Source organism: Streptomyces sp. x-19 (assembly GCF_046549115.1).
In the GTDB taxonomy this organism is placed as follows: Bacteria; Actinomycetota; Actinomycetes; order Streptomycetales; family Streptomycetaceae; genus Streptomyces; species Streptomyces albulus_C.
The window spans coordinates 59,510-84,426 of the sequence record NZ_JAJPWK010000016.1; the positions used below are offsets into that span (position 1 = coordinate 59,510).

At 72.9% G+C, this 24,917-nt stretch carries 22 protein-coding genes and 1 pseudogene; 9 read left to right on the plus strand and 14 right to left on the minus strand.

All coding sequences use genetic code 11. The features are described from left to right. Positions 1-22 precede the first annotated feature (22 nt). From ACLJT4_RS29010 to ACLJT4_RS29025, 4 genes are all read right to left on the minus strand, one after another. Positions 23-874: a carbohydrate ABC transporter permease gene (locus ACLJT4_RS29010; protein ID WP_411126689.1), complete on the minus strand. Its 852-nt coding sequence runs from the start codon at positions 872-874 to the stop codon at positions 23-25. Then, on the minus strand, positions 871-1,782 hold the full coding sequence (locus ACLJT4_RS29015; protein WP_044379479.1) for a carbohydrate ABC transporter permease: 912 nt from the start codon (positions 1,780-1,782) through the stop codon (positions 871-873). Before ACLJT4_RS29015 ends, ACLJT4_RS29010 begins: the two co-directional genes overlap by 4 nt. Then, entirely contained in the window at positions 1,763-3,148 is a 1,386-nt protein-coding gene (locus ACLJT4_RS29020; protein WP_411126691.1) for an ABC transporter substrate-binding protein, read from the minus strand. The genes ACLJT4_RS29015 and ACLJT4_RS29020 overlap by 20 nt, the downstream gene beginning before the upstream one ends. Before the next feature lie 118 nt (positions 3,149-3,266). Then, complete coding sequence (locus ACLJT4_RS29025) at positions 3,267-4,028, minus strand: DeoR/GlpR family DNA-binding transcription regulator (RefSeq protein ID WP_020931236.1); 762 nt, start codon at positions 4,026-4,028, stop codon at positions 3,267-3,269. Positions 4,029-4,365: 337 nt separating this feature from the next. Between ACLJT4_RS29025 and ACLJT4_RS29030 the strand changes: the two genes are divergently transcribed. Beyond that, positions 4,366-4,776: an STAS domain-containing protein gene (locus tag ACLJT4_RS29030; protein ID WP_016578903.1), complete on the plus strand. Its 411-nt coding sequence runs from the start codon at positions 4,366-4,368 to the stop codon at positions 4,774-4,776. Between the two features lie 94 nt (positions 4,777-4,870). Here ACLJT4_RS29030 and ACLJT4_RS29035 read toward each other — a convergent pair whose 3' ends face one another. Beyond that, on the minus strand, positions 4,871-5,845 hold the full coding sequence (locus ACLJT4_RS29035; protein WP_411126694.1) for a LysR substrate-binding domain-containing protein: 975 nt from the start codon (positions 5,843-5,845) through the stop codon (positions 4,871-4,873). A gap of 241 nt (positions 5,846-6,086) precedes the next feature. On the opposite strand from ACLJT4_RS29035, the gene ACLJT4_RS29040 reads away from it, so the two are divergent. The 3 genes from ACLJT4_RS29040 to ACLJT4_RS29050 are packed head-to-tail and all read left to right on the plus strand — an operon-like array spanning position 6,087 to position 10,358. After that, positions 6,087-7,292, plus strand: a complete 1,206-nt coding sequence (locus ACLJT4_RS29040) for an NAD(P)/FAD-dependent oxidoreductase (RefSeq protein WP_411126696.1) — start codon at positions 6,087-6,089, stop codon at positions 7,290-7,292. Positions 7,293-7,320: 28 nt separating this feature from the next. Next, positions 7,321-8,757 (plus strand): 2-oxoadipate dioxygenase/decarboxylase family protein, encoded by a 1,437-nt coding sequence (locus tag ACLJT4_RS29045; RefSeq protein WP_411126698.1) that lies wholly within the window; start codon positions 7,321-7,323, stop codon positions 8,755-8,757. 26 nt (positions 8,758-8,783) lie between these two features. After that, a complete protein-coding gene (locus ACLJT4_RS29050) occupies positions 8,784-10,358 on the plus strand; it encodes an aldehyde dehydrogenase family protein (protein ID WP_411126700.1) in 1,575 nt (524 codons plus the stop codon). Positions 10,359-10,394: 36 nt separating this feature from the next. On the opposite strand, the gene ACLJT4_RS29055 is transcribed toward ACLJT4_RS29050, so the two are convergent. Together ACLJT4_RS29055 and ACLJT4_RS29060 are read right to left on the minus strand one after the other, a co-directional pair. Beyond that, positions 10,395-11,168, minus strand: coding sequence for a hypothetical protein (locus ACLJT4_RS29055; RefSeq protein ID WP_411126702.1), 774 nt, complete (start codon positions 11,166-11,168; stop codon positions 10,395-10,397). Between the two features lie 52 nt (positions 11,169-11,220). After that, positions 11,221-11,820, minus strand: coding sequence for an RNA polymerase sigma factor (locus ACLJT4_RS29060; protein ID WP_233659619.1), 600 nt, complete (start codon positions 11,818-11,820; stop codon positions 11,221-11,223). A 345-nt stretch (positions 11,821-12,165) separates the two neighbouring features. Between ACLJT4_RS29060 and ACLJT4_RS29065 the strand changes: the two genes are divergently transcribed. After that, positions 12,166-12,984: an SAM-dependent methyltransferase gene (locus ACLJT4_RS29065; RefSeq protein ID WP_411126704.1), complete on the plus strand. Its 819-nt coding sequence runs from the start codon at positions 12,166-12,168 to the stop codon at positions 12,982-12,984. Positions 12,985-13,007: 23 nt separating this feature from the next. Here ACLJT4_RS29065 and ACLJT4_RS29070 read toward each other — a convergent pair whose 3' ends face one another. The 5 genes from ACLJT4_RS29070 to ACLJT4_RS29090 all read right to left on the minus strand — a co-directional run bounded on the left by ACLJT4_RS29070 (position 13,008) and on the right by ACLJT4_RS29090 (position 17,730). Further along, complete coding sequence (locus ACLJT4_RS29070) at positions 13,008-13,421, minus strand: PTS-dependent dihydroxyacetone kinase phosphotransferase subunit DhaM (protein ID WP_016570410.1); 414 nt, start codon at positions 13,419-13,421, stop codon at positions 13,008-13,010. Further along, positions 13,418-14,026: a dihydroxyacetone kinase subunit DhaL gene (dhaL, locus tag ACLJT4_RS29075; RefSeq protein ID WP_411126859.1), complete on the minus strand. Its 609-nt coding sequence runs from the start codon at positions 14,024-14,026 to the stop codon at positions 13,418-13,420. The genes ACLJT4_RS29070 and dhaL overlap by 4 nt, the downstream gene beginning before the upstream one ends. 69 nt (positions 14,027-14,095) lie before the next feature. Next, positions 14,096-15,088: a dihydroxyacetone kinase subunit DhaK gene (gene dhaK, locus ACLJT4_RS29080; RefSeq protein ID WP_411126861.1), complete on the minus strand. Its 993-nt coding sequence runs from the start codon at positions 15,086-15,088 to the stop codon at positions 14,096-14,098. 1,080 nt (positions 15,089-16,168) lie between these two features. Then, positions 16,169-16,372, minus strand: coding sequence for a cold-shock protein (locus tag ACLJT4_RS29085; protein WP_016575107.1), 204 nt, complete (start codon positions 16,370-16,372; stop codon positions 16,169-16,171). A gap of 419 nt (positions 16,373-16,791) precedes the next feature. Continuing rightward, a complete protein-coding gene (locus ACLJT4_RS29090; protein WP_411126707.1) occupies positions 16,792-17,730 on the minus strand; it encodes an alpha/beta fold hydrolase in 939 nt (312 codons plus the stop codon). A gap of 218 nt (positions 17,731-17,948) precedes the next feature. On the opposite strand from ACLJT4_RS29090, the gene ACLJT4_RS29095 reads away from it, so the two are divergent. Both ACLJT4_RS29095 and ACLJT4_RS29100 read left to right on the plus strand, forming a co-directional pair. Continuing rightward, positions 17,949-18,599: a TetR/AcrR family transcriptional regulator gene (locus ACLJT4_RS29095; RefSeq protein ID WP_411126709.1), complete on the plus strand. Its 651-nt coding sequence runs from the start codon at positions 17,949-17,951 to the stop codon at positions 18,597-18,599. 1,072 nt (positions 18,600-19,671) lie between these two features. After that, positions 19,672-20,193, plus strand: a pseudogene (locus tag ACLJT4_RS29100) (solute carrier family 23 protein); the annotation flags it as partial. 184 nt (positions 20,194-20,377) lie between these two features. Here the strand turns inward: ACLJT4_RS29100 and ACLJT4_RS29105 are convergent. Continuing rightward, the gene (locus ACLJT4_RS29105) at positions 20,378-20,806 is read right to left on the minus strand and encodes a PPOX class F420-dependent oxidoreductase (RefSeq protein ID WP_411126711.1); all 429 of its coding nucleotides are present in this window, start codon (positions 20,804-20,806) and stop codon (positions 20,378-20,380) included. 189 nt (positions 20,807-20,995) lie between these two features. Next, positions 20,996-22,489, minus strand: coding sequence for an MFS transporter (locus ACLJT4_RS29110; RefSeq protein ID WP_411126713.1), 1,494 nt, complete (start codon positions 22,487-22,489; stop codon positions 20,996-20,998). Between the two features lie 335 nt (positions 22,490-22,824). Between ACLJT4_RS29110 and ACLJT4_RS29115 the strand changes: the two genes are divergently transcribed. Continuing rightward, positions 22,825-23,571, plus strand: a complete 747-nt coding sequence (locus ACLJT4_RS29115; RefSeq protein ID WP_411126715.1) for a GntR family transcriptional regulator — start codon at positions 22,825-22,827, stop codon at positions 23,569-23,571. 103 nt (positions 23,572-23,674) lie between these two features. Next, a complete protein-coding gene (locus ACLJT4_RS29120; protein WP_411126717.1) occupies positions 23,675-24,853 on the plus strand; it encodes an adenosine deaminase in 1,179 nt (392 codons plus the stop codon). Positions 24,854-24,917: the final 64 nt, after the last annotated feature.

The window sequence follows — 24,917 nt, forward strand, 5'->3', positions numbered from 1 at the left end:
CGGGACGGCCGGTGCGCCGCGGTCACTTCACCGCGCCCAGCGACAGCCCCTGCACCAGCTTGTCCTGCGCGGCGAACCCGGCGACGAGCACCGGCAGCGACACCACGGTGGCCGCCGCGCACACCTTCGCCAGGAACAGCCCCTGGCTCGTGACCAGTCCGGTCAGGAACACCGGAGAGGTGCCGGCCACGACGCCGGTCAGCACCCGCGCGAACAGCAGCTCGTTCCAGCTGAAGATGAACGAGATCAGCGCGGTCGCGGCGATGCCCGGCAGGGCGACCGGTCCCACGATCCGCAGCAGCGTCGTGGGCAGCCCCGCCCCGTCGATCGACGCCGCCTCCAGGATCTCCACCGGCACCTCGGCCAGGAACGACCGCATCATCCACACCGCGATCGGCAGGTTCATCGAGGTGTAGAGGATGACCAGCAGCCAGATGCTGTCCAGCATCCGGGTGTTCTGCGCGACCAGGTAGACCGGCAGCAACCCGGCCACCAGCGGCAGCATCTTGGTGGAGAGGAAGAAGAACAGCACGTCCCGCCACTTGCGCACCGGCCGGATGGCCAGCGCGTACGCCGCCGGCACCGCCAGCGCCAGCACCAGCAGCGTCGAAGCCACCGAGGCCGTCAGGGAGTTGAGCAGCGGCGGCCAGGGACTCACCCCCGCGCCGCCGACCCCGAAGAACTCCCGGTAGCCGTGCAGGGTGAGCGGTGCCAGCAGGCTCGGAGGGTTGGTCGCGGCGTCCGGCTCGCGGTGGAAGGAGGTCAGCACCATCCACGCCACCGGCAGGAAGAAGGCGATCCCGCACGCCCAGGCCAGCAGGCCCAGTGCCGCCCCGCGCACCCGCCGTCCGTCCCTGCGGTCTCCTCGCGTCATCGGGTGATCTCCTCGCGCAGCAGGGACGACACGGTGCGCAGGGCGAAGTTCGCCACCAGCAGTGAGCAGAGCACCACCACGACGCCCTGCGCGGACGCCCGGCCGTAGTCATGGGCCTGGTAGAAGGTCTGGTAGATGGTGTAGGGCAGGTTGGCGGTGCCCAGCCCGCCCGAGGTGAGGGTGAACACCGCGTCGAAGTTCTGCACGACGTACACCGTCCCCAGCAGCGCCGCCAGTTCCAGGTAGCGCCGCAGGTGCGGCAGGGTGAGGTGGCGGAAGACGTCGAACGTCGAGGCGCCGTCCATCCGGGCCGCCTCCACCGCGTCCGCGGGTCGGCTCTGCAGCCCCGCCAGCAGGATCAGCATCATGAACGGGGTCCACTGCCAGATCAGCGACAGCTCGACCGCGAGGAGCGGCGAGTCGGTCATCCAGTCCGGCTGCGGCGGGTCGCCGGCCCCGAACAGGTGCCAGAGCCAGGTCAGCACCCCGTTGAACAGTCCGTACGAGGCGTTGTAGAGCGCGTGCTTCCACAGCAGCGCGGCGGCCACCGGCACCACCAGGAACGGGGTGATCAGCAGGGTGCGGACGACGCCCCGGCCGCGGAAGCTCCGGTCCAGCAGCAGCGCCAGCCCCAGCCCCAACACCAGGCTGACCAGCACCACCGTCACCGTCAGCAGCACCGTCGTGCCCACCGACGAGCGCAACGCCGGATCGGTGACCACCGCCCGGTAGTTGTCGAAGGCGGCGAACCCGCGGTGGTCGGGCGCCAGCGCGTTCCACCGCATGAACGAGATCACCACCGTGACCACGAACGGCAGTTGGGTGACCAGGATCAGGAAGACCAGCGCGGGCAGCAGCGGGGCGCGCCGGGCCCAGCCCTTGGCCCGCTCAGCGACCGGTGTACGCATCGGACACCTCCCGCGCCAGTCGCTGGCCCGCCCGCAGCGCGTCGTCCACGCTCTGCTTGCCGGCGATCGCCGCGCTGATCTCCTGCGACACCTTGGTGCCCAGGTCCGAGAACTCCGGTATGCCCACGAACTGGATCCCGGGCGCCGGCCGCGGCTGCACCCCCGGGTCGTCCGGACGGGCCGAGGTGATCGCCCGCTCGGTCGCCGCGGCGAACGCCCCGGCCTCCTTCAGGTAGTCCGGGTCGCGGTAGAGCGAGGCCCGTTTCCCTGCGGGCACCCGCGACCAGCCCAGTTCCCGCCCCGCCAACTCCTCGTACGCCTTCCCGGACGCCCAGCGGACGAACTCCCAGGCGGCCTCCTGGTGCGTGCTGGCCTTCTGGATGCCCCAGGCCCAGGTGTAGAGCCATCCCGCGCTGGCGGTCCGCTCGACCGGTGCCGGTGCGTACCCGATCCGGCCGGCGACCGGCGAGTCCGCGCTCTCCAGCGAACCGGCCCCCGCGGTCGCGTCGTACCACATGGCGACCTTGCCCTGCTGCATGTCGTTGAGGCACTCGGTGTACCCGGCCTGCGGTGCGCCGGGCTCCCCGTGCGCGCGCAGCAGTCCGACGTAGAACCGGGCCGCCCTGGCGAACTCGGGGGAGTCCACGCGGGCCCGCCAGTCCTTGTCGAACCACGTCCCGCCGAAGGTGTTGACCACCGTCGTCAGCGGCGCGGTCAACTGCCCCCAACCGGGCTGCCCGCGCAGGCAGATGCCCTTCAGGCCCTTCCGGGAGCCGTCCAACTTGGCTGACATGGCGGTCACTTGGGCCCACGTGGGGTGGGCGGGCATGGTCAGCCCGGCGGCCTCGAAGAGGTCCTTGCGGTACATCAGGAACGACGACTCGCCGTAGAACGGCTCCGCGTAGACCTCGCCGTCGGCCGCGGTGAGCGAGGAGCGCACCGGGGCGAGCAGGTCCTTGTGGTCGAACTCCGGGTCCTTCGCGGCCCGTTCGCCCAGCGGGGTGAGCCAGCCGTTGCGGGCGTAGATGGGCGTCTCGTAGTTGCTGAGGCTGGCCACGTCGTACTGTCCGGCCTGGCTGGAGAAGTCCTGGCTCATCTTGTCGCGGAGGTCGTCCTCCGGCAGCACGGTGAAGTGGACCCGGATGCCGGTCTCCTTGGTGAAGTGCTCGGCGGTGAGCCGTTGCAGGTCCACCATCTGCGGGTTGTTCACCATCAACACGTTGAGGGTGCGCGGCCCGTCGTCGCCGGTTCCGCCGGCGCCGCGGTAGCAGCCAGCGGTGGCCAACGACAGGGCCGCCACGACGGCGGCCAGCCAGCGCCCGCGGCGGCCCGTGCCGCCGACGGCTCCGGGGGATCGTGCTCGCACGGCTCCTGCCTTTCCAAGGTGACTCGGCCCGTGGGGGGACGGGCCTGTGCATGAACGAACATGGGCATGTCAGATAGGTGCGGGTGGTCGGACCGAGGGCGGTGCCGGGACCGCGGTGTCAGACCCGGAGCACCTGCGGCCCCAGGAGGGAGTAGCGGTGCGCCTCCGGAGCGGAGAGCCCGGTGTCGGTGACGATCACGTCCAGGTCGCCGATCCCGGCGAACCGGCAGAAGCTGCTGGCCCCGAACTTGCTGTGCACGCCGACCAGCACCCGCCGCCGGGACGACCGCACCGCCTGCGCCTTCACGTCGGCGACCGCCGGGTCGGGCGTGGTCAGCCCGTGCTCCCGGGAGATCCCGTTGGCGCCGACGAACGCCAGGTCCACCACGAAACCGGCGAGCATGTCCCGGCACCACGGCCCGACCGTCGCCTGGGTCCCGGCCCGCACCCGCCCGCCGGCCAGCAGCACGGTCGTGGCGTCGGACGCCGCGACCAGCGAGGCGGTGCGCAGCGACGCGGTCAGCACGGTCAGCGGCCGGTCCGTCGGCAGCAGCGTCGCGACCAGCTCGGGCGTGTACCCCTCGTCGACGAAGACCGTCTCCGCCTCGCCGACCAGCTCCGCCGCGGCCGCCGCGATCCGCCGCTTCTCCGGCACCTGTTGGGTCTCCCGCCGCGCCAACGTGGTCTCGTACCCGGCGCTCTCGACCGGATAGGCCGCGCCGTGCGTGCGCCGGACCAGTCCCCGGCGCTCCAGCTCCCGCAGATCGCGCCGCACGGTCTCGCGGGCCACCCCGAATTCCGCCGCGGCGTCGGCGACCTCGATGCGTCCGGACTGCCGGGCGAGCACCAGGAGGCGGCTCTGGCGTTCCTCGGCCCTCATGGCTCTCTCCTGCCCCGGCGGGAATCCTCCCGCCGCGCTCCGTCCGCCGTCTTCCGTTCGGTCACGATCCGCACGGATCGCTTTCCGTTCGGTCACAGTGGTGCCCGTTTCTGCCCGCAGCCAGGTTTATAGCAACAGATCAATCGCCCGCAGCTGCCCGCAACGGCACCAAAGCTGCCCGTTTCTGTGCGCTTGTGGACGCGGTTCTCCGGGGTGCCGGCCCGGCGCCGGGCCCGTTCCTGGCCGTGCGCGCGCCCGCGGCGGCCGCCCGAGCCCGCCGGCGTGCGCCGGTGACACCCCGGTGGTGTGGGGTACGACGGCGCTTAGGCTGGACGGCATGAGCTCGGAGATGCGGTCGTTGGCGGTCACCGCACTCGTCCAGGAGGACGAGTGCGCGGTGCTGCGGGTCAGCGGGGAGCTCGACCTCCGCACCGAGCAGGCGTTCCTCGCCGAGGCACGGTCCATCGTCTCGGCCGGGCACCGCTTCCTCGTGCTCGACCTGACCGCGCTGCGGTTCTGCGACTCCCGGGGCCTGAGCTGCCTGCTCGCCCTGGAATGGCTCTGCCGTCGCCTGGAGGGCCGGCTCCTGCTGGCGTCCCTGGGCGTCCGGATGCTCAAGCTCCTGGTCGGCACGCAGTCGATGGGGGTCTTCTCCTGCTACCCGACGGTCGGCCACGCCCTGGCCGACGTCCCGGTCGACAGCCGTCCGACCTGGCCGCCGCCCGCGGACGACGCCACCGCCGGCTGATCCCCGGCCGACTGGGCCGTGTGGGGGAGGGGTCACGCCTGCGGGCGACCCACAGCCGACCCGCCGGTCTGAACTCCTGCGTGTGACGTTCCCCTCACCCGTCACCGCACCCGGACGGCGCACCGCCCGCCCCCGGATGCCCGGCCGCCCCGTCCGCCGTCGCGCCCGCCTCCCCCTCCGCCCCCGCCCGCAGCGCCGCGATCAGCGCGGCAACCGACGGCCGGTCCCGCGCCGCCGAGCCGACCGCGACCACGACGTGCCGCTCGACGGTCTCCCGCAGCGGCACCGCCACGATCCCCTCCGACCGCAACCGCAGCATCAGCCCCGTCAGCGGCGCCACCCCCAGCCCCGCCCCGACCATCGCCAGCGACGTCGCGGTGTCCGTCACCTCGTGCACCACCCGCGGTTCGCAGCCGGCCCGGCGACAGGCGTTCCGGATCGCCCGCCCGTAGTACGAGCCGGCCGCCGGCAGGATCCAGTCGTGGCCCGCCGCCAGGGACACCGGCCGACGGTCCGCCGCCCGGGGCGCCCGCCCCGCCGACACCGCCAACGCGAACCGCTCCGAGCGCAGCCGCACCAACTCCACCGCCCCGTCGCGATCCAGCGGCGCGTCCGGATAGTCCAGGCCCAGCGCCAGGTCCACCCGACCGGCCAGCACCTCCGCGTACGCCTGGTCCACGTCCACCTCGCGGCTCGCCACCCGCACCCCGGGGTGCCGGGCCGCCAACCGGTGCAGCGCCGGCGGCAGCAGCACCGCCGCCGCGGTCCCGAACACCCCCAGCCGCAGCCGCCCGCCGACCTCGCCCCGGGCCCGCTCCAGGGCCGCCACCGCCTCGGCCTGGGCGCCCAGGATCCGCTCGGCGTGCACCGCCAGGACCCGCCCGGCGTCCGTCAGCTCCACCCGCCGCCCGGCCCGCCGCACCAGTTCGGCACCGGTCGTCCGCTCCAACGCCGCGATGTGCTGGGAGACCGCCCCCGGCGTGTAGCCCAGCGCCGCGGCCGCCGCGGTCATGGTGCGGCTCCGGGTCAGCTCCAGCAGCGTCCTGAGCTGCACCCCGGGCAATTCCACGGCCGGACCCTACCCACCGGCCCGGCGCACCACCCGCGTCCCGGCAAACCCCCGGACCCGCACGGCTCCTCACAGATCACCTCCAGCGACTCTGCATGGACGGGCGCCCACCCGCCCGTCACCATCGAAGGGCACCGGCCCCGCGGCAGGCCCCGTCCCGCGGCGGCCGGCCGCCCCATGCGACGACGTGCCCCGGCACGGCGTGCCGACACGACCACGTGACGACGGGAAGGCGGCCCCGATGGCCCACCCCACGGCCCTGGCTCACCCAGTCCCCGACCCGCAGCCCACCCCGCTCCCCGACGCCGCCGACGTCGTGGTCGTCGGCGGCGGCGTGATCGGCGCCAGCATCGCCTTCCACCTGGCCGAGGCGGCCGTCGGCCGGGTGCTGCTGCTCGAACGCGACCTGCCGGCCTCCGGCTCGTCCGGCAAGCCCCTGGGCGGGGTCCGCGCCCAGTTCTCCGACCCGCTCAACATCCGCCTCGGCCGGCGCAGCCTGGACGCCTGGCGGGACTTCGCCCGTCGCCCGGGCGCCGACATCGCCCTGCACTCCGTCGGCTACCTCTTCCTCCTCGGCGACGAAGCCGAACGGGACACCTTCGCCGCGGGCGTCGAGGTCCAGCACGCCCACGGGGTGCCCAGCCGCCTCATCACCCCGCGCGCCGCCCGGGACCTGTGCCCCTACGTCGACCCCCGCACCCTGGTCGCCGCCGCCTTCTCGCCCACCGACGGCTACGCGACACCCGAGGCCGCCGTCACCGGCTACCTCCGGGCGGCCCGCCGGCTCGGCGCCACCGTCCGCACCCGCTGCCCGGTCACCGCCGTCGACACCGCCGACGGCCACCTCACGGCGGTCCGCACCCCGCACGGCACCGTCCGCACCCCCACCGTGATCTGTTGCGCCGGCGCCTGGTCCGCCGCCGTCGGCGCACTGGCCGGCGTCACCCTGCCGGTCACCCCGCTGCGCCGCCAGATCGCCTTCACCGGCCCGCTGCGCCCCCGCCCGCCGCGCATCCCCTTCACGCTGGACTACGCCTCCACCCTCTACTTCCACAACGACGGCGCCGACGGCCTGCTCCTCGGTCTGTCCGATCCGGACCAACGGCCGGGCTATGAAAGGGAGTTCAGTCGGGAATGGCTGACCCCCTTCCGCGCCGCCGCGGCCCGCCGGGTTCCGGACCTCGCCGGGATGCCGATCACCGGCGGCTGGGCCGGCCTGTACGAGATGACCCCGGACCGCAACGCCCTCATCGGCGAGGCCCCGCACCCCGGCCGCTTCCTCTACGCCACCGGCTTCTCCGGCCACGGCTTCCTCCAGGCGCCCGCCGTCGGCGAGATCGTCCGCGACCTGTACCTGCGCCGCGAGCCCTTCCTCGACGTCGGCCCGCTCGCCGCCACCCGCTTCGACGACCACCGCGCCGTCCGCCCCGAAGCCCACATCATCTGACCCCGACCGCTCCGGGAGAGGAGTCCCCATGGCCCTGACCCCCGCCTGGCGGCTGCGCGCCGCGTTCGCCCGCCGGCTCTCCGCCATGTACGGCACCGAAGTCCCCGCCTACACCACCCTGTTGGAGGTCACCGGGCAGATCAACGACGAGGTCGCCGGCCGCGACCCGGACGCCGGCCGGCTCGGCGGCATCGCCCGGGTCACCGCCGAACGCCACGGCGCCATCCGCGTCGGCACCCCCACCGAACTCCGCCAGGCCGGGCAGGTGTTCGCCGCGCTGGGCATGCACCCGGTGGGCTTCTACGACCTCCGCGACGGCGACGTCGGCGCGGTCCCCGTCGTCTCCACCGCCTTCCGCCCCCTGGACGCCACCGAACTCGACCGCAACCCCTTCCGGGTCTTCACCTCCCTCCTCACCACCGGCGACCGCCGCTTCTTCGACGCCGACCTGGAGTCCCGGCTGACCGCCTTCCTCGCCCGCCGCCGCCTCTTCCCACCGGAACTCCTCGACCTCGCCGCACGGGCGGAGCGCGAGCACGGCCTCGAAGAGGGGCCCGCGGAACGCTTCCTGACCCTGGCCGTCGACGCGTTCACCCTCTCCACCGAGCCCGTCGACCGCGCCTGGTACACCGAACTGGAACGGATCTCCGCGGTCGCCGCCGACATCGGCGGCGTCACCACCACCCACGTCAACCACCTCACCCCGCGCGTCCTGGACATCGACGCCCTCTACCGGCGGATGGGGGAGCGCGGCATCACCATGATCGACCGCATCCAGGGACCGCCCCGCTGGGACGGCCCCGACGTGCTGCTGCGCCAGACCTCCTTCCGCGCACTGGCCGAACCCCGCACCTTCCGCGAACCCGACGGCCGGCTCCGCCGCGGCGCCCTGCGCGTGCGCTTCGGCGAGGTCGAGGCCCGCGGCATCGCCCTGACCCGCACCGGCCGGGCCCGCTACGACGCCCTCACGGCCGAGACCGACCGCCGCACCGCCGGCCGCCCCGACGCCGAACGCCAGGCGACCGCCCGCACCCTGTGGGGGCGGGGCTTCCCCCGCACGGAAGCCCAACTCCGCGCCGAACGGCTGGCGTTCTTCACCTACCGCCCGGTGACCGACCGCCCCCGCGACGGCCGCCGCCCGCCCGCCGACCCCACCGCCCTGCTCGCCGACGGCTGGCTCACCGCCCACCCGCTCGTCTACGAGGACTTCCTGCCCCGCTCCGCCGCCGGCATCTTCCGCTCCAACCTCACCGGCGACGGCACCCGCGACCCGCACCGCGACGGCACCCCCTTCGACGCCCAGCGCCTCGCCGAAGCCCTCGGCCGTCCGGTGCGTGACCCGTTCGCCGGCTACGCCGCACAGCAGGACCGCTCGCTGCGCGCCGCACTGACCGCCCTGGGCGCCGACGAGGCCCTCCGCGCCCTGCCCGTCCCGGCCCCCACCGTGCCGGGACAGCACACCTAGCCACCCCGCCCCACGAGGAGTCACCGATGACCGTCCGCGCACACCCCGCCGCCCTCGACCTCCCCGACACCGACGCCCTGCGGACCCGCGCCAGCACCGCGCTGCGCCGCTGCGGCGCGGCCGGCCTCGACGCCCACCCGGCCCGCGACCCCGGCACCGGCGCCACCCTCGCCGCCCGCACCCCGCTCACCGGCGCCGTCCTCGCCCTCCTGCCCGCCACCACCCCCGAACAGGCCGAGGCCGCCCTCGCCGACGCCCACCGCACCTTCCTCACCTGGCGCACGGTCCCCGCCCCGGTCCGCGGTGCCCTGGTCAAACGCCTCGGCGAACTGCTCACCGCCCACCAGGAGGACCTCGCCGACCTGGTCACCCTCGAAGCCGGCAAGATCCGCTCCGAGGCGCTCGGCGAGGTCCGCGAGATGATCGACGTCTGCGACTTCGCGGTCGGCCTCTCCCGTCAGCTCTACGGCCGGACCATCGCCGGCGAACGCCCCGGCCACCGACTCTCCGAGAGCTGGCACCCGCTCGGCGTCGCCGGGGTGATCTCGGCCTTCAACTTCCCCGTCGCCGTGTGGTCCTGGAACGCCGCCGTCGCCCTGGTCTGTGGCGACCCGGTGATCTGGAAGCCCTCCGAACTCACCCCGCTCACCGCGCTCGCCTGCACCGCCCTGCTCGCCCGCGCCGCCGCCGACACCGGTGCCCCGCCCGGCGTCCACCACCTGCTGCTCGGCGGGCCGGAACACGGCGAACTGCTCGCCGACGACCCGCGGGTGGCCCTGGTCAGCGCCACCGGCTCGGTGCGGATGGGACGGCAGGTGGCGCCGCGGGTCGCCGCCCGCTTCGGCCGCTGCCTGCTGGAACTCGGCGGCAACAACGCCGCCGTCGTCACCCCCTCCGCCGACCTCGACCTGACCGTCCGCGGCGTGGTCTTCGCCGCCGCCGGCACCGCGGGCCAGCGCTGCACCACACTGCGCCGGCTGATCGTCCACGAGGACCTCGCCGCCCCGCTCGTCGAGCGCCTCGCACACGCCTACGCGCAGCTCCCGCTCGGCGACCCGTACCACCCGGACACCCTCGTCGGCCCCCTGATCAGCACCGCGGCGCACGGCGCCATGACCGAGGCGCTGGCCGCCGCCCGCCGCGACGGCGGCACCGTCGTCACCGGCGGCGACCGCCGCTTCGCCGACGAGGCCCCCGACGCCGCCTACGTCCGACCCGCCCTCGTCCGGATGCCCGACCAGACCGCCGTCGTCCGCACCGAGACCTTCGCCCCGATCCTCTACGTCCTGACCTACCGGACCCTGGAGCAGGCCATCGCCCTGCAGAACGGCGTCCCGCAGGGCCTGTCCTCCAGCATCTTCACCCGCGACCAGCGGGAAGCCGAACGGTTCCTGGCCGCCGACGGCTCCGACTGCGGCATCGCCAACGTCAACATCGGCACCTCGGGGGCGGAGATCGGCGGCGCGTTCGGCGGCGAGAAGGACACCGGCGGCGGCCGGGAATCCGGCTCCGACGCCTGGCGCTCCTACATGCGCCGGGCCACCAACACCGTCAACTACTCCACCGACCTCCCCCTGGCCCAGGGCGTCAACTTCCTCTGAAACAGCCCACGTTGAAGGCGCCCGTCGATCCCGCCATCAGTGCAGCGCCGCCCGCCCCAGGTCCGCGACCAGCGTCGGCGACGGTCGGGGGATGGCGCCGAAGTCCTCGTCGTCCCCCTCCACCACCAGTCGGTTGATCACGTTCTCCAGCGCGGTCGGCAGCGTCGGCGCCAGCCCGCTGTGCCACTGCACGAGCAGGTTGTGCCGGGCCTCGTCCGGCAGCAGCTGCTTCTCGTCGAACGCCGCCACCGCCCGGGGCCCCTCGTCGGGCGCGTGCGCGGCCTGCTCGCGCCAGTAGGCGGCGTCCCGGAACTCGCCGTCCCGGCGGTGCGCCAGGTACAGGCAGTACGCCGCGGTCCGGCTGCCGGCCCCGGCGCCGAAGTGCCACCAGAAGTGCGCCGCCGCGGACCGCCCGGTGATGTGCAGCAGGCACCCGAAGACCAACGCCCCCTCGGGGTCGATGTGGTGGTCGTCCACCAGCCGCTCCAGGCTCGCCGCGGCCGCCGCCGCATTGACCACCAGCGCGCACGCCAACTGGAGTTCCTGGGTGGCCTCGTCCCGAGCGCTGGGATACCCGCTCGGTGCGGCCCGCCCGGGCCGGACCGGCGGCGGCACCACCGCGGGCGGCACCTGCGCCCCCGGCCCCGGCGGCGCGGACGGCGCCAGGCAGCCCAGCCCGTCGAGCGCCCCCGCGTCGTCCAGCGCGCTGAAGTCCGCCAGCCCGCCGATCCCGGCCACCGCCGCCGCGGCGCTGAGCAACGTCTCGACGGTCTCACGCCGTTCGCCCGCTTCCGGATACGCCCTCGTCATGTTCCGTTCCCCCATGTTCGACTCCCGCTGAGCTGTCCGGCCACCCGGCCGGCTATCCCTGATCGATGCCGAGCGCGGCGGCCAGCTTCCGCTTGCCCCGGCTCGCGTACGAGCGCACGGTGACCTCGTCCACCCCGAGCAGCGCGGCGATCTCCCCGTCGCGATACCCGACGACGTGCCGGAGCACGATCACGTCGCACTGCCGCTCCGGCAGCCGCGAGATCGCCGCGTAGAGCCCCAACTGGCTCTCCAACATGGCGAACTGCTGCTGGCACTCGCGCAACAGGGCGTGGGTGACGACGGCGAAGGCGGCGGTCCCGGTGAGCGCGAACGGCTGCCGACGGTCGTAGAGCCACTCCATGACCTGTTCCTTGAGCAGCGACCAGGCGTAGGCATCCACCGACGCCTGCCGCAGCGCGTGCGGCCACACCTGGCCGAGCCGTTCGTACGCCGCCAGGGTCACGTCACGGGCGGCGCCCTCGCTGCCGGTGTGCAGATAGGCGTAGGCCACCCACTTCCGGGCGTGGGTGGCCAGGAACGCCTGGAAGGTGAGCGCCAACTGATCGCCCGATTCCTGTGGGACGGCTATTTCCGCCAGGGCAACACGGTCCGGCCCGCTGGCCGGCAGAAGTCGGTCCCGGTGTGTGCTCACGCGCCGTCCTCGTTCCGTTCGCCGTGCACCGCCGCGACACCACCGGGTACGGGGCCCGCGCCGGGAGGGTGGTTTGCCCTCACCCTCCAATCAACAGGAAACCTCGCTGATTTGTGGCACCGGACGACAAATAATCCTGCGCTCCGTATTCATATGACTACTCACGACCGGGAACGATCAAAACCCGCGCACCGACGTGCACCGAGCGACCACCGGCGCCCCGGCGCACGACACGGGCACCCGGCGCACGGAACCGGCCCGGCGCATGAACGCCCGCGCACCGGGCAGTGCTCTGCACGACGGCGCTCCCTCCGGCGGGCGACGCATCCGGGGAGGCGGCGCGCGATGAACGACCACGAGCCCGTGGTGGACCTGCAGTTGGACCGGGCGCACTCGGCCCGCATCTACGACTACCTCCTGGGCGGCAAGACCAACTTCCTGGCCGACCGGATGGCCGCCGGCCGGGTGCTCGGCGTCTTCCCCGCCGCCCTGGTCGCGGCCCGCATCAACCGCGAGTTCATGCACCGGGCCACCCGACACCTCGCCGCCGCCGGCCTGCGCCAGTTCCTGGACATCGGCACCGGCATCCCCACGCCGCCGAACCTCCACGAGATCGCCCAGCACGCCAGCCCCGACGCCCGCATCGTCTACACCGACAACGACCCCATCGTCCTCGCGCACGCCGCGGCCCTGCTGCGCGGCACCCCCGAAGGCCGCACCGCCTACGTACCGGCCGACGTCACCGACCCCGCGGGCATCATGGCCGCCCCCCAACTCCGCACCACCCTCGACCTGACCCGGCCGGTGGCGCTGAGCCTCAACGCCCTGATGCACTTCGTCACCGACGACGGCCAGGACCGCGCCCACGGCGTCGTGGAGACCCTCAAGGCCGCCCTCCCCAGCGGCAGCACGCTCGCCATGACCCACGCCACCCCGGACTACAGCCCGGACGCGATGGAGCGGATCATCGGGATCTACCGCGACGCCGGCACCGAGCTGCAGTTCCGCACCCGCGCCGAGTTCCTGCGCTTCTTCGACGGCTGGGAACTCCTCGACCCCGGCGTCACCCTCTCGCACCAATGGCGCCCCGACCGCCCCGAGGACGCCACGCACGTCACCGACGCCGAGGCCGCCTGCTACGCCGCGGTCGCCCGCAAACCCTGACGCCGCGTCCCGGGGCCGGGCCCTCACTCCTTGCGGTAGCCGTACGCCTCCTCGGCGGCCGTCGCCACCGCCGCCAGGTCCGCCCCGGCCGACGCGCTGACCACGGCGGCCACCGCACCCTCGACGAACGGCGCGTCCACCAACCGGGCACCCGTCGGGAGTTCGTCGCCGTCCGCGATCATCGCCTTCACCGTCAGCACCGCGCTGCCGAGGTCCACCAGCAGCGCCACCCCCGCACCGCGGTCCACCTTCCGCGCCGCCGCCGCGATCAGCTCGGAGCTGGTGCCCAGCCCGCCGTCCGGCGTCCCGCCGGCCGCCGCCACCGGCGCCTTGGTGCCCCCGCCGGCCAATCCCGTCGTCAGCTCCACGACCGCCTCCGCGACGGCCTTGCTGTGCGACACCAGCACCACGCCCACCAGGGCGTCCGGGCCGTTCACCGCGCCACCTCCGCGAGTGCCGCGAACAGCAGCGCCGAGCTCGTCGCGCCCGGGTCCTGATGACCGATGCTGCGTTCCCCCAGATAGCTCGCGCGCCCCTTGCGGGCGAGCATCGGCACGGTGCCCCGCGCCCCCTCGTCGGCCGCCTCGGCCGCGGCGTCCAGCGAGGTGTCCAAGGCGGCCACGGCCGGCTCCAACGCATCGATCATGGTCTTGTCGCCGGGGGCGGCGCCACCGAGCTCCCGCACCGACGTCAGGCCGGCCCGCAGACCCGCCTGCAACTCCGCCACGGTCACCTGCGGCGCATCGCCGAGGCCCTTCCCGGCCCGACGCAGCAGCGTCCCGTACAACGGCCCCGACGCACCCCCCACGGTCGAGATCAGCTGCCGCCCCGCGGCGACCAGCACGGCCCCCGGCGTACCGGGCGGCTCCGCCTCCAGCGCCTTCACCACGGCCGCGAACCCTCGCTGCATGTTGGCACCGTGATCGGCATCGCCGATCGCCGAGTCGAGCTCGGTGAGCCGCTCGGCCTCCCGGTCCACCAGACCGGCCGCCGCGGCCATCCACCGTACGAAGAACCCACTGTCAAGCGCCGTGTCCACCACACCATCACCCCTCTGCACGAGCGACACCCAACTACCCTTCTACCGCCCTATCCTCTGCCGCCCCACCGTCTACCGTCCCCACCGCAACCCGGGCGTCGCCACCGGCGCGTCCCACAGCCGCAGCAGTTCCCCGTCCACCTGGCACAACGTCACCGAGGCCCCGGCCATGTCCAGTGACGTGACGTAGTTCCCCACCAACGTACGGGCCACCGTCACCCCGCGCTCGTCGAGCACCCGGCGCACCTCCGCGCCGAAGCCGTACAGCTCCAGCAGCGGCGTCGCCCCCATCCCGTTCACCAGGACCAGTACCGGCAACTGCGGCTGGAGGTCGCTCAGCACGGCGTCCACCGCGACGTCCGCGATCTCGTGCGCGGTCATCATCGCCCGCCGCTCCCGCCCCGGCTCGCCGTGGATCCCCACCCCCAACTCCAGCTCCCCGACCGGCAGGTCGAAGGTCGGGCCGCCCTTGGCCGGCGTCGAGCAGGCGCTCAGCGCCACCCCGAAACTCCGCGACGACGCCACGACCTGCCGGGCCACCGCCTCGACCCGCTCCAGCGGCAGGCCCTCCTCCGCCGCGGCCCCCGCGATCTTCTCCACGAACAGCGTCGCGCCGGTGCCGCGCCGCCCGGCGGTGAAGGTCGAGTCGCGCACCGCCACGTCGTCGTCGACCAGCACGCTGGCGACCTGCACCCCCTCGTCCTCCGCCAGTTCCGCCGCCATCTGGAAATTCAGCACGTCGCCCGTGTAGTTCTTCACCACGAACAGCACCCCGCTCCCGGAGTCCACCGCGGCCGCCGCCCGCACCATCTGGTCCGGCACCGGCGAGGTGAACACCTCCCCCGGACACGCCGCGTCCAGCATCCCGGGCCCCACGAACCCCCCGTGCAACGGCTCGTGGCCGCTGCCCCCACCGGAGAGCAACGCCACCTTCCCGGCCACCGGCGCGTCCCGCCGCACCACCACCCGGTTCTCCACGTCCACCACCAGCTCCGGGTGCGCCGCGGCCATCCCCCGCAGGGCATCCGCCACCACGGTCTCGGGGACGTTGATCAACATCTTCATGGATACCTTCCAGGGGTCCTGAGCAAGCACGTCCATGACCTGAGGCTCTGCAGGTCAGATGCGGTTTCGCTGGTTCTCGATCTTGACGCGCCACGGCGTCGAACGGCGGCTTCTGGCGGGGACTGATGCTGACCTCATGCCGACTTCCCTGATGGGTAATCAGCCAATCGGGTGACCTTTCCGTCGGACTGCTGCGGCGGATCAAGTATCGGGCCGCGGAGAGCCGGCTGCACCGCTGTCCACAAGGTTTCTCCACCGCAACGGGCGCCCGCCGCCCGCCGCCCGCCCCTCCCGACGAACGCGCGCTCCTCAGCCCCAAGCGATCCGCCGACACCCGCTGATCGCGCGCCGCTCGACGAGCAGCGCCGCCCGGTCACCCGAACGGCGCATGGGGGACTGCCCGGCGCCCTTCCGCACCCCCAGGAATTCACCCGCCCTGCCCCGCGGCCCGTCGCCTGCCGCGCCGGGCCACTGCCGGCCGACGAGGCCCCGCGACGGCCACCGGCGGGTCGGGGACGAGCGCCGGGTTGGGTGTCGCGCAAACCCTCCCACTGCCAGGTACGTCGGCTTCGCCGATGACGAGGACTGGACTTCCGGCTTCGGTACGGGCGGGGTGCCTCGGTCAATGGCACGGTCGCGGCGTGTGAGCGCCGCCTCGGCGCGGCGATGGAGCCCCTGTCGGCCACGCTCCAGCCGGTCCGGCCGTCCGCATCCGGATCGGCCTGCACGGTCAGCCGGAGCTTTTCCCCGTGCCGTCCACCGACCGCCCGCGATGCCGGTCGTGCACGGTCTTCCCTTCCCGAACCGTGTCGGCAGATCACGCCACGGGACACCGGTCCGCTGCCGGAAGAGCACGGCGCTGACCACCGTGTGAGGGCTTTCCCACATCCACCGGGTCTTGCCCGATTCGGAAAGCGCGGCGCCGGCCGAGCCCACTCCTGATCCGGCGGATCACCCCGCCCCACACCGGTCGGAACGAGGCCGGCGCGACCAGGTCGCATGACCCACCGGTCAGTGTCCGGCGCGCGGCAACGGCAAAGCGCCCCGAACCGTTGTGGTTCGGGGCGCCGTGGCCTTAGGTCAGGCCGGGGTGACGTTCTCCGCCTGCGGGCCCTTCGGACCCTGGGTGACGTCGAAGGTCACCTGCTGGTTCTCCTCCAGCGAGCGGAAACCGCCGGCGTTGATGGCGGAGTAGTGGACGAAAACGTCCGGGCCGCCGCCGTCCTGGGCGATGAAGCCGAAGCCCTTTTCGGCGTTGAACCACTTCACGGAACCGGTTGCCATGTTGTCCCCTTGTCCAGGGTTGGGGGGCACTGGCTTGTCAGTGCCCCTGGGTGAGGTGATCGCCCTGGTCCTCGGGCACTGCTGCACAGCACGACGCCCGCGGCGCGTACCGCGGGCGTTGAGACTTCGGAACCACGACTACTAGTGAAGAAGTTAGCCGATCCGGAGTGGCCTGGCTACCGGGCGCAACGGAACCGCAGGGCAGAGTCGGAGTAACCCGTCGGACTCCTCCTGGGCCCCCGACCCGGGCTGAGGCCCCGAGGACCGCACCGCACCTGCGAGCAATCCCCGGAATGGAGCGCGCCACCGGGCGCCTGATGAGGCCCTCAATCGAAGCGGTGAGCTAGGACAGCAGCCGGACTTTGTGGTCTGAAGTTCGCGCGGCCTGGGGCGGCGCGGTCGGGTGGGTGCGACGGGCGTCAGCCGCGGTCGGCGATGAAGTCTGCTATCGCGGCCGCGGTGGCTTCGGGCTGCTCGTCGGGGATGAAGTGTCCCGCGTCGGGCACGACGATTCCGGTGGTGTTGTCGGCCCATGGGCTGATGGCGGCGGCCATGTCAGGAACGGAGCCGTGGCTGCTGGAGATTCCGAGGACGGGCACGGTCAGGTGCCGCCCCTTGAGCGCCTCGCGGTTCTTGCGCGCTGACTCCGCGGCGTCTCGGTAGTACGCGAGGGAAGCGCGCAGGCCGCCGTCGACGGCGACGGCGGCCGCGTAGTGGTCGACCTCGGCGTCGTCGAACGTGTCGGGAGACAGGGCCTTCCTCTTCAGGAACCAGCCGACGTACTCGCGTTCGCGGCCGGCGAGCAGCGTCTCGGGCAGATCGGGCACGAGGTGGAATGCAAAATGCCAGGTTTTCCACGCCCGATCCGGGTCGGTGGGAATCGCCTCCGGGAGAGTGATTCCGGGAATTCCGGCGTCGAGCAGAGCGACCCCGCGCAGGTGGCTCTCGAAGTTGAGGGCGAGGGAGAAAGCGACCCAGGCGCCGATGTCGTGGGCGACCAGGGAGTAAGTCGACACTCCGAGAGCCTGCACGGCGGCGTGGACGTGCGCGGCGACCGCGTGCGTGTCGTAGCTGCGCTCCGGACGCTCGGAGTGGCCCTGCCCCGGCAGGTCGATCGCGATGACGTGGAACCGGTGGGCGAGGCCGGGCATCACCTTTCGCCAGGCCCACCAGGTTTGCGGGAATCCGGCGAGCAGGACGACGGCCGGGCCGTTCGGCCGTCCGCCTTCGACGGCATGAAGGCGGACGCCGTCCGCGTCGACCCAGCGGTGAGTGAATCCGGCCAGATGCTGCAGGGGCAGGTCGCGGATGGGGTTGCTTTCGGAGTCATGCGGAGTGCTGGTTGCCGGGCCGGTCACGGGGATCCTCCATCGGGGGCGGGTGTGCGGTCGGGGCGGAGTGGCCGGCGGCCGTGGCTGGGGCCACGTGGGGGTGTTTCTCGCACGGTCGCGAAGTGCCCGCAGCATGCCTGGCCATGACCACGTTCGAAGGCTAACTTATCTTGGACCGATCGGTTCAAGATAGAATGGTGCGCAACACGGCCCGAACCATCGACGCATCGGCAAGGAAGTGCCGCGTGGCAGGCAAGAAGCAGTTCGACATGGACACGGCGCTCGACGCCGCGATGATCCAGTTCTGGCGCAACGGCTACGCCGACACCTCATTGGGCGATCTGTCTCGGGCAACCGGTCTGAACCGCAGTTCCATCTACTCCTCCCTCGGCGACAAGGACACGCTCTTCCTGCGCTGCCTGGACCTCTACGCCGCGCGCTACGGCGAGAAGTACGACGCCGCCCTTTCGTGTGCGGCCTCGGAACCCGTGGCCGCCGTTCGTGCGTTCTTCGACGTCACCCTCAAGCGCATCGCCGATCCCGAACTCCCCGATGGGTGCCTGATGGCCCAGTCGGCCATGGCGATTCCAGCGCTGAGTCCGAGCGTCGCGGCGCACGCCAAGCAGGCGTTCGGCTTCCAGCTGCAGCGCCTGCGCGCCGCACTGAAGGCCGGCCGACTGACCGACCAGGACGCCGAGACCTTCGCCGTACACACGGCGGCCGTGAACCAGTCGCTCGCCGTCATGAGCCGGGCCGGGGCGAGCCCGACACAGCTCCAGGCCATCGTGGGCGTGACCGTGGACGCGCTGTCGCAGACGCTGCGCGCGTCACGCACCCGATCACGCACTGCGTCCTCGTCCCGCACCGCGCCCGCGAGCAGGTGCGGGGGCCGGTGAGGGCGAGCGGGCCCCACCACGTGTCGCGTTGATGGCCATCTCGGCGATGCCTTTCGAAACGTGGTCAGGTGGCGGGCCATCAAGCTTCTACGGCATTTCCGTTTTGACTCACCGGCAATACGGCGCCGTGTTGCGCCTTTCTTGTGCCGGCCAATGGCTCCGTTGACCCCGCAGTTTCGGTGGGGTGGCTGCCCAGGCGACGGCGAAGGGAAAGGGGTGGTGAGCCTGGCGGTGGTGGTCGGGTCGTGCGGCGGCCGGCCGGTCAAGGGTCCGCTGGACGCTGGACGGGAGTGACCACGCGGCACCGGTACGCGTCGACTGCGATGCCTTCAAGGAGGCAAAAGCGGCCGCCTCCGGGCTATGTACGATCCAATAGAAAAGGCCGTGATTTTCCGGCCGCTTTCGTGGTCGGAACCAACGACCGGAACGGATCGGCGCACACTCTCACGGGTGGGCCGCAATTCGTCGAACTGGTCCCAGAATTCCATTCCTTGACAGATTCTTGAAACCGTGAGGAACTGACTCGGCTCGGTGAGACCGGAGCCGCCCCGATCCCGTGGACACCACGGCCGTGCGGCTTCTCCGGTCGATCGGCGCAGCCCGGGACACCATCCCCGTTCCGGCCGGCCGCCGATCCACATTCCCGGCGTACGCCGGACTCCCGCTGCGCCAGGCCCCGCCGGGGCCTCCGGTCAGGGAGTCCTGTCGACGCCCCGCGCATCCGCGCGCCGCCGAGGCCCGAACCCCCACCGGCACACCCGGCACCTGCGGCACGTCCGCAGCCGTACCCCTGCCACTTCGCCATCCGACCGCACACCGCGCGGCCGGCCCCTCACGCACGCCCCTGGCGGCGTGTGCGGTGCCGGTCACGCCACCGATCATGCCCATTCCAGGAGCGACCTGACCATGAACGACCCCCAGACCCCCGAGAGCGGGGCGGCCAAGCATCCCGTCGACCAGGCCCTGCCCCCGGTCAAGTTGATCGGTGCCGGGTTGCAGCACGTGGCCGCGATGTACGCGGGCGTCGTCGCGCCGCCCCTCGTCGTCGGCATCGGAGTCGGCCTGTCCACCCCGGACCCTGGCCGCAGCATTGCGCGCCGACGGCCTCGGCACCGCCATCAGCCCCTTCTTCAACGCGTTCGCTGCCAGCGCCTTCGCCCAGAACGTGGGCCTGGTGGCGATCACCAAGATCCGTAGCCGCTTCGTCGTCGCCGCGGCCGGCGGCATCCTCATCCTGCTCGGGCTCTGCCCCATGCTGGCCTCGCTCGTCGCCCTCATCCCTCAGCCCGTTCTGGGCGGCGTCGGCATCACCCTCTTCGGCACCATTGCCGCCAGCGGAGTGCAGACCCTCGCCAAGTCCGCGCTGGAACACGGCGACAACGTCCTCATCGTCGCCATCTCCCTCGGCGCCGGCATCATCCCCATGGCCGCCCCGGACTTCTACCACGCCTTCCCCGAGAGCCTGCGCATCATCCTCGACTCCGGGATCAGCGCGAGCTGCGTCGTCGCCGTCCTCCTCAACCTCGCCTTCAACCACCTGGGACGGACATCCGAGCCGTCACCTGCGCCGATTGCCCCCCAGCCGGTGCACTGACCCCGCAACCACCCCCAGGCGCCGTGCAGTTCGGGCACGCCTCGGTGGTGGGCGGGTGGTGCGTGGGATCGCCGGTTCGGCCAACCGGCGATCCCACGCCGCGTTGCGCCCGCTCGCGCCGGACGTGGGCGGCGGGCATGCGGCGGGCATGCGGCGGCGCGGGTGCGTGCTGTCGGAGGCAGGGCTACCAGCCGGGCGGCTTGGCAGTGCCCATGGCGCGGGTGACGGTGATCTCGATGACGACGCGCTGGGGATTGGGGCGCGGGGTCTTGTAGCGCTCGGCGTAGCGGCGTTCGGCGTCGGCGACGGATGCCGGGTCGTCCTTGACGGTGGCGGTGCCCTCCAGGGTGCACCAGAGTCGGCCTTCGGCCTGGCTGACGGCGACGACGGTGCCGGGAGCGGCTGCGCGGAGGTTGCGGACCTTCTTGCTGCCGGCGCTGCTGATGACCCGGGCGATGCGCGTTTCGGGGTCGTAGGTGACACCCACCGGAACGAGGTGAGGTGTGCCGTCGGGCCGGGGCGTGGACAGGAAGCAGATGCGACGTTCTGTCCAGAAGGTGTCGGCAGATGCTGGAGGCGTGTTGCTCTGGGAGGTCACGGCAGATTTTCGCATGACCGCTTCGCCGGTGTACCGAGGCATGCGGCGCAGCGGTCGATGCGCCGCCGGCGTGGGCGCCGCCCCTCCTACGCAAGCTCACACGGGCGCCGGCAGCGTCACCGACGGAACCGGCGTCGCCGGCTGACTTGGATCTGCGTCACCACCGGAGCGGAGCGGCGGACCGGCGCCGCCGGCGGATCGGCGTCACAGATGGGCGGATACCGCCTGGCGGGGGCGTTCGCCGTCCTCGTGGTCGGCTGCGGTGGCGGGCAGCCGCTTGATGAGGAGGGCGGCTCCCATGGCGAGGACGAGGAGGGCCAGCGAGGCGTACAGGGCGCCGGTGTAGACGTCGGTCCCCTTGGCGCCGCCGGCGCCGGCCGCGGTGATGAGTCCGGAGGCGAGGGCGGTGCCGAGCGACGCGCCGATGCCGAAGCAGGCGCCGGTCAGGCCCGTGAGGGCGCCTTCCTGGCCCTTGGGCGCGGAGACCACGGCGAGGCCGTTGAGCGCGGTGATGCTGATGCCGTTGTAGGTGAGGCCGAGGACGGCGAGTGCCGCGAAGAGCGCCCAACCGCTGTGCAGGAAGGTCACCGCGGCCGCGAAGGCGAGCAGTGAGCCCGCCGCGCCGATCAGTGCGATGCGCCGCCAGCCGAACCGCGGACCGAGGTGGCCGGCGAGCGGGGCGCCGACCACGCCGATGGCGGAGGCCGGGGTGGCGTACATGAGGGCGGCGTGGGTGGCGGAGAGTCCGTAGCCGGCGTGCGGGTCCTGGGTGAAGAGCGGGATGGTCAGGGCGAGGGCCCCGAACGCGCCGGCGAGGGTGAGGGTGACGGTCAGCAGCAGCGGCCAGGCGCGGCGCGAGGCGAGCAGCCGGATGTCGATCACCGCGGTGGCGGCCGTCCCCGCCGCGGCGGCGGTGGCCCGGCGATGGTCGCCGCGGGCGCGTTGGACCAGGACGAAGGCGATCAGGGCGAGCAGGCCGCCCGCGAGGCTGACCGCGCTGGGCAGGGAGGTCCAGCCCCAGGAGGCGCCCTGGGCCAGCCCGACCAGCAGCCCGGTCAGGCCCAGCCCGAGCAGGCCGGCCCCCAGCCAGTCCATCCGGCCCCGGGACGTGGGCGGGACGGCCGGCACGCCGCGGAACACGGCGGCGGTGCCGAGCACGGAGAGCAACAGGCTGCCCAGGAAGATGGCGCGGAACCCGACGGTGTCGGCCAGCCAGCCGCCGGCGATGGCGTCCACGCCCGCGAAGCCGCCGTTGACGGCGCTGATGATGCCGGCCGCGCGGCCGAAGGAGGCCGGGTCGAGGACGTCGTTGAGGGTCAGGAAGGCCAGGGAGAAGGTCGCGGCCGAGACGCCCTGGAGCACGCGGCCGGCGATGAAGACGGTGATGTTCGGCGCCAGCGCGCAGGCCAGGCTTCCGACGATCAGCATCGCCAGGCAGGCCAGCATCATCGGCTTGCGGCCCCGGTAGTCGCTCAGCCGCGCCAAGGTGACTTGCCCGACCGCCGCGAACAGGAAGAACAGCGTCTGTGACAGCCCGACCAGGCCGCTGGTGGTGTGCAGGCGCCGGACCACGTCGGGCAGCGCCGGGCTGAGCATCGTGGCGTTGATCTGGTACCCGAGCACGGCCAGCATCAGGGCCGGCAGCATGAAGCGCGGGTTCGCGGGCCGCGCCGTACGGGGGCGCTCACGGCACGTCATGGGCATGACGGCTCCTCGGGGCTGGGCGGGATGGAGTGCGGAGAGGGGCGTCGGCGGCGGGCCGGCGGCGGGCCGACGGGGGCCGGCCGGTGCGGCGTGCGGTGCCCGCCTGCCTCACGTCGCCTGCTTGTCGGACAAGCTCACGCCGTTCGCACCGGTCTATCTCGCCTTCAACAAAGTGTCAATGCTTCTTTGTCGATCCTTTGTGGGGGCGAAACGGGCCGTGGATGCGTGAACTGCCAGTGGAGAAAGTCGGAACGCAGGAAAAACCGCAGGTCGGTGGCGCGATCGAGGAGAATGGTGGGGTGTCGGACCGCGATCACGGAGAGAGGACCATGGTTGCCAGACAACCTCAACGGAGGCCGGTCGTCCTGCTGTACGAGCGGATGGTGGAGGCCATCCGCACCGGCAGCTATCCGCCGGGGTCAACCCTGCCGACCGAACCGCTGCTCGCCGCCGAGCTGGGGGTGGGCCGGGCGGCGTTGCGCGAGGCGTTGATCCTGCTCCAGGAGGACGGCGTGATCACCGTGCGGCGCGGGGTGGGGCGCACCGTCAACCACCACCTTCCGCCGCGCGGCTTCGAGTTCCTCAAGCCGCTGGAGGCGCTGTTCGGTCAGGGTGGGCCGGTCGTGGTCCGGGCCCTGGCCCGCGGCTACGAGGAGCCGACCGACTTCTCCACCCAGCACCTGCTGCTGCCGGGCAGTGGCCGGGTCCGCTTCTGGGAGAGCCTGCTGGAGGTGGGCGGGACGCACGGCTGCCTCACCCAGGAGTGGGCCGCCCCGGACGACGTGCTGGGCCGGGTCCTGCCGCAGGCCGCCGAGGCGTTCGATGGGCCGGGCGGGCGGACCGCTTCGCTGCTCGGCCTGCTCCTGGACGCCGGACGGCACCTCTCGCTGACCGGCAGCAGCAGCATCACGGCCACCACCCTCGGCCGGCAGCGCGGCGCCCAACTGGGCCGCCCCGGAGACACCCCCGCGCTGCTGGTCACCCAGGTCGTCCGGCTGGATCGCACGCCACTGCTGGCCGCCAAGCACCTGCTGCCGCCCGGGGTGCCGGCGCTCCAGGTCTGGCACGCCCGATGAGGGGCGGCGCAGGGTGGACGCCGCGTCCCGAAGGTCCGGTGTCGGGTGGCTTCGGCCCCCGGCGCTTCGCCCGTCACGGGAAGTCGTGCCATACTCCCGCCCCATGACCTTGTCTGACAAGCTGCGGCTGGAATCCCCGACCTCTTCCCGTTCCCTCACCGAGGACCAGATCCGTCGTGCGCCGAAGGTGCTGCTCCACGACCACCTCGACGGGGGGCTGCGGGCGGAGACGATCATCGAGTTGGCGGCGGAGATCGGCTATCGGGACCTGCCGACCACCGAGCCGGTCGCGTTGGCCGACTGGTTCCGCGACGCGGCCGACTCGGGCTCGTTGGAGCGGTACTTGGAGACCTTCGCGCACACCTGTGCCGTGATGCAGACCGCCGAGGCGCTGTTCCGGATCGCCGCGGAGTGCGCCGAGGACCTGGCCGCGGACGGGGTGGTCTACGCCGAGGTGCGGTACGCGCCCGAGCAGCACCAGGCCGGCGGACTGACCCTCGACCAGGTGGTCGAGGCGGTCAACGCCGGCTTCCGCGAGGGCGAGCGCCGGGTGGCGGCGGCCGGCCGGCGGATCCGCGTCGGCACGCTGCTGTGCGCGATGCGGCACGCCGACCGGGCGGTGGAGATCGCCGAACTGGCCGTGGCGCACCGCGACCGCGGGGTCGCGGGCTTCGACATCGCCGGCGGGGAGATCGGCAATCCGGCCGGTCGGCACGCCCAGGCATTCGACTACCTGCGCAGTCAGGGCGCCCGGGTGACCGTGCACGCCGGCGAGGCGGTCGGTGCGGAGTCCATCCGCGAGGCGGTGCTGCGATGCGGCGCCCACCGCATCGGGCACGGGGTGCGGATCACCGACGACATCACGATCGACGCCGACGGGCGCGTCACGCTCGGCCGGTTGGCCTCCTACGTCCGTGACCAGCGCATCGCGTTGGAGGTCTGTCCGACCTCCAACCTCCAGACCGGTGCCGCGGCCGGCTATCCGGAGCACCCCATCGACCTGCTCCGTCGACTGGGCTTCCGGGTCTGCCTGAACACCGACAACCGCCTGGTCAGCGGCACGACGATGACCGAGGAGTTCCAGCACCTGCGGGACGCCTTCGGCTACGGCGCCGCCGAACTGGAGGAGTTCACCGTCCACGCGGCCAAGGCCGCCTTCCTCCCCTTCGACGAACGCACCGCCCTGATCAACGAAGTGATTCTTCCCGGCTACGCGCACCTGCGGACCCGGGAACTGGGCCGGGTGCCGGTGCGGGAGGGCGACGCCGCCACGACGGCGTGAGCCCCTCCGCACGACGGACGGCATCCGCACCAGGGGTCGGGGCCGGGCTTGCCGGCCCCGGTCC

Coding starts and splice junctions, on each gene's coding strand:
- ACLJT4_RS29025 (WP_020931236.1), bottom strand. CDS start 4,028: ATGAGGGCCGAGGAACGCCAGAGCCGCCTCCTGGTGCTCGCCCGGCAG.
- ACLJT4_RS29115 (WP_411126715.1), top strand. CDS start 22,825: ATGGTTGCCAGACAACCTCAACGGAGGCCGGTCGTCCTGCTGTACGAG.
- ACLJT4_RS29050 (WP_411126700.1), top strand. CDS start 8,784: ATGACCGTCCGCGCACACCCCGCCGCCCTCGACCTCCCCGACACCGAC.
- ACLJT4_RS29015 (WP_044379479.1), bottom strand. CDS start 1,782: ATGCGTACACCGGTCGCTGAGCGGGCCAAGGGCTGGGCCCGGCGCGCC.
- ACLJT4_RS29110 (WP_411126713.1), bottom strand. CDS start 22,489: ATGACGTGCCGTGAGCGCCCCCGTACGGCGCGGCCCGCGAACCCGCGC.
- ACLJT4_RS29065 (WP_411126704.1), top strand. CDS start 12,166: ATGAACGACCACGAGCCCGTGGTGGACCTGCAGTTGGACCGGGCGCAC.
- ACLJT4_RS29040 (WP_411126696.1), top strand. CDS start 6,087: ATGGCCCACCCCACGGCCCTGGCTCACCCAGTCCCCGACCCGCAGCCC.
- ACLJT4_RS29045 (WP_411126698.1), top strand. CDS start 7,321: ATGGCCCTGACCCCCGCCTGGCGGCTGCGCGCCGCGTTCGCCCGCCGG.
- ACLJT4_RS29030 (WP_016578903.1), top strand. CDS start 4,366: ATGAGCTCGGAGATGCGGTCGTTGGCGGTCACCGCACTCGTCCAGGAG.
- ACLJT4_RS29010 (WP_411126689.1), bottom strand. CDS start 874: ATGACGCGAGGAGACCGCAGGGACGGACGGCGGGTGCGCGGGGCGGCA.
- ACLJT4_RS29120 (WP_411126717.1), top strand. CDS start 23,675: ATGACCTTGTCTGACAAGCTGCGGCTGGAATCCCCGACCTCTTCCCGT.
- ACLJT4_RS29085 (WP_016575107.1), bottom strand. CDS start 16,372: ATGGCAACCGGTTCCGTGAAGTGGTTCAACGCCGAAAAGGGCTTCGGC.
- dhaK (WP_411126861.1), bottom strand. CDS start 15,088: ATGAAGATGTTGATCAACGTCCCCGAGACCGTGGTGGCGGATGCCCTG.
- ACLJT4_RS29105 (WP_411126711.1), bottom strand. CDS start 20,806: ATGCGAAAATCTGCCGTGACCTCCCAGAGCAACACGCCTCCAGCATCT.
- ACLJT4_RS29055 (WP_411126702.1), bottom strand. CDS start 11,168: ATGACGAGGGCGTATCCGGAAGCGGGCGAACGGCGTGAGACCGTCGAG.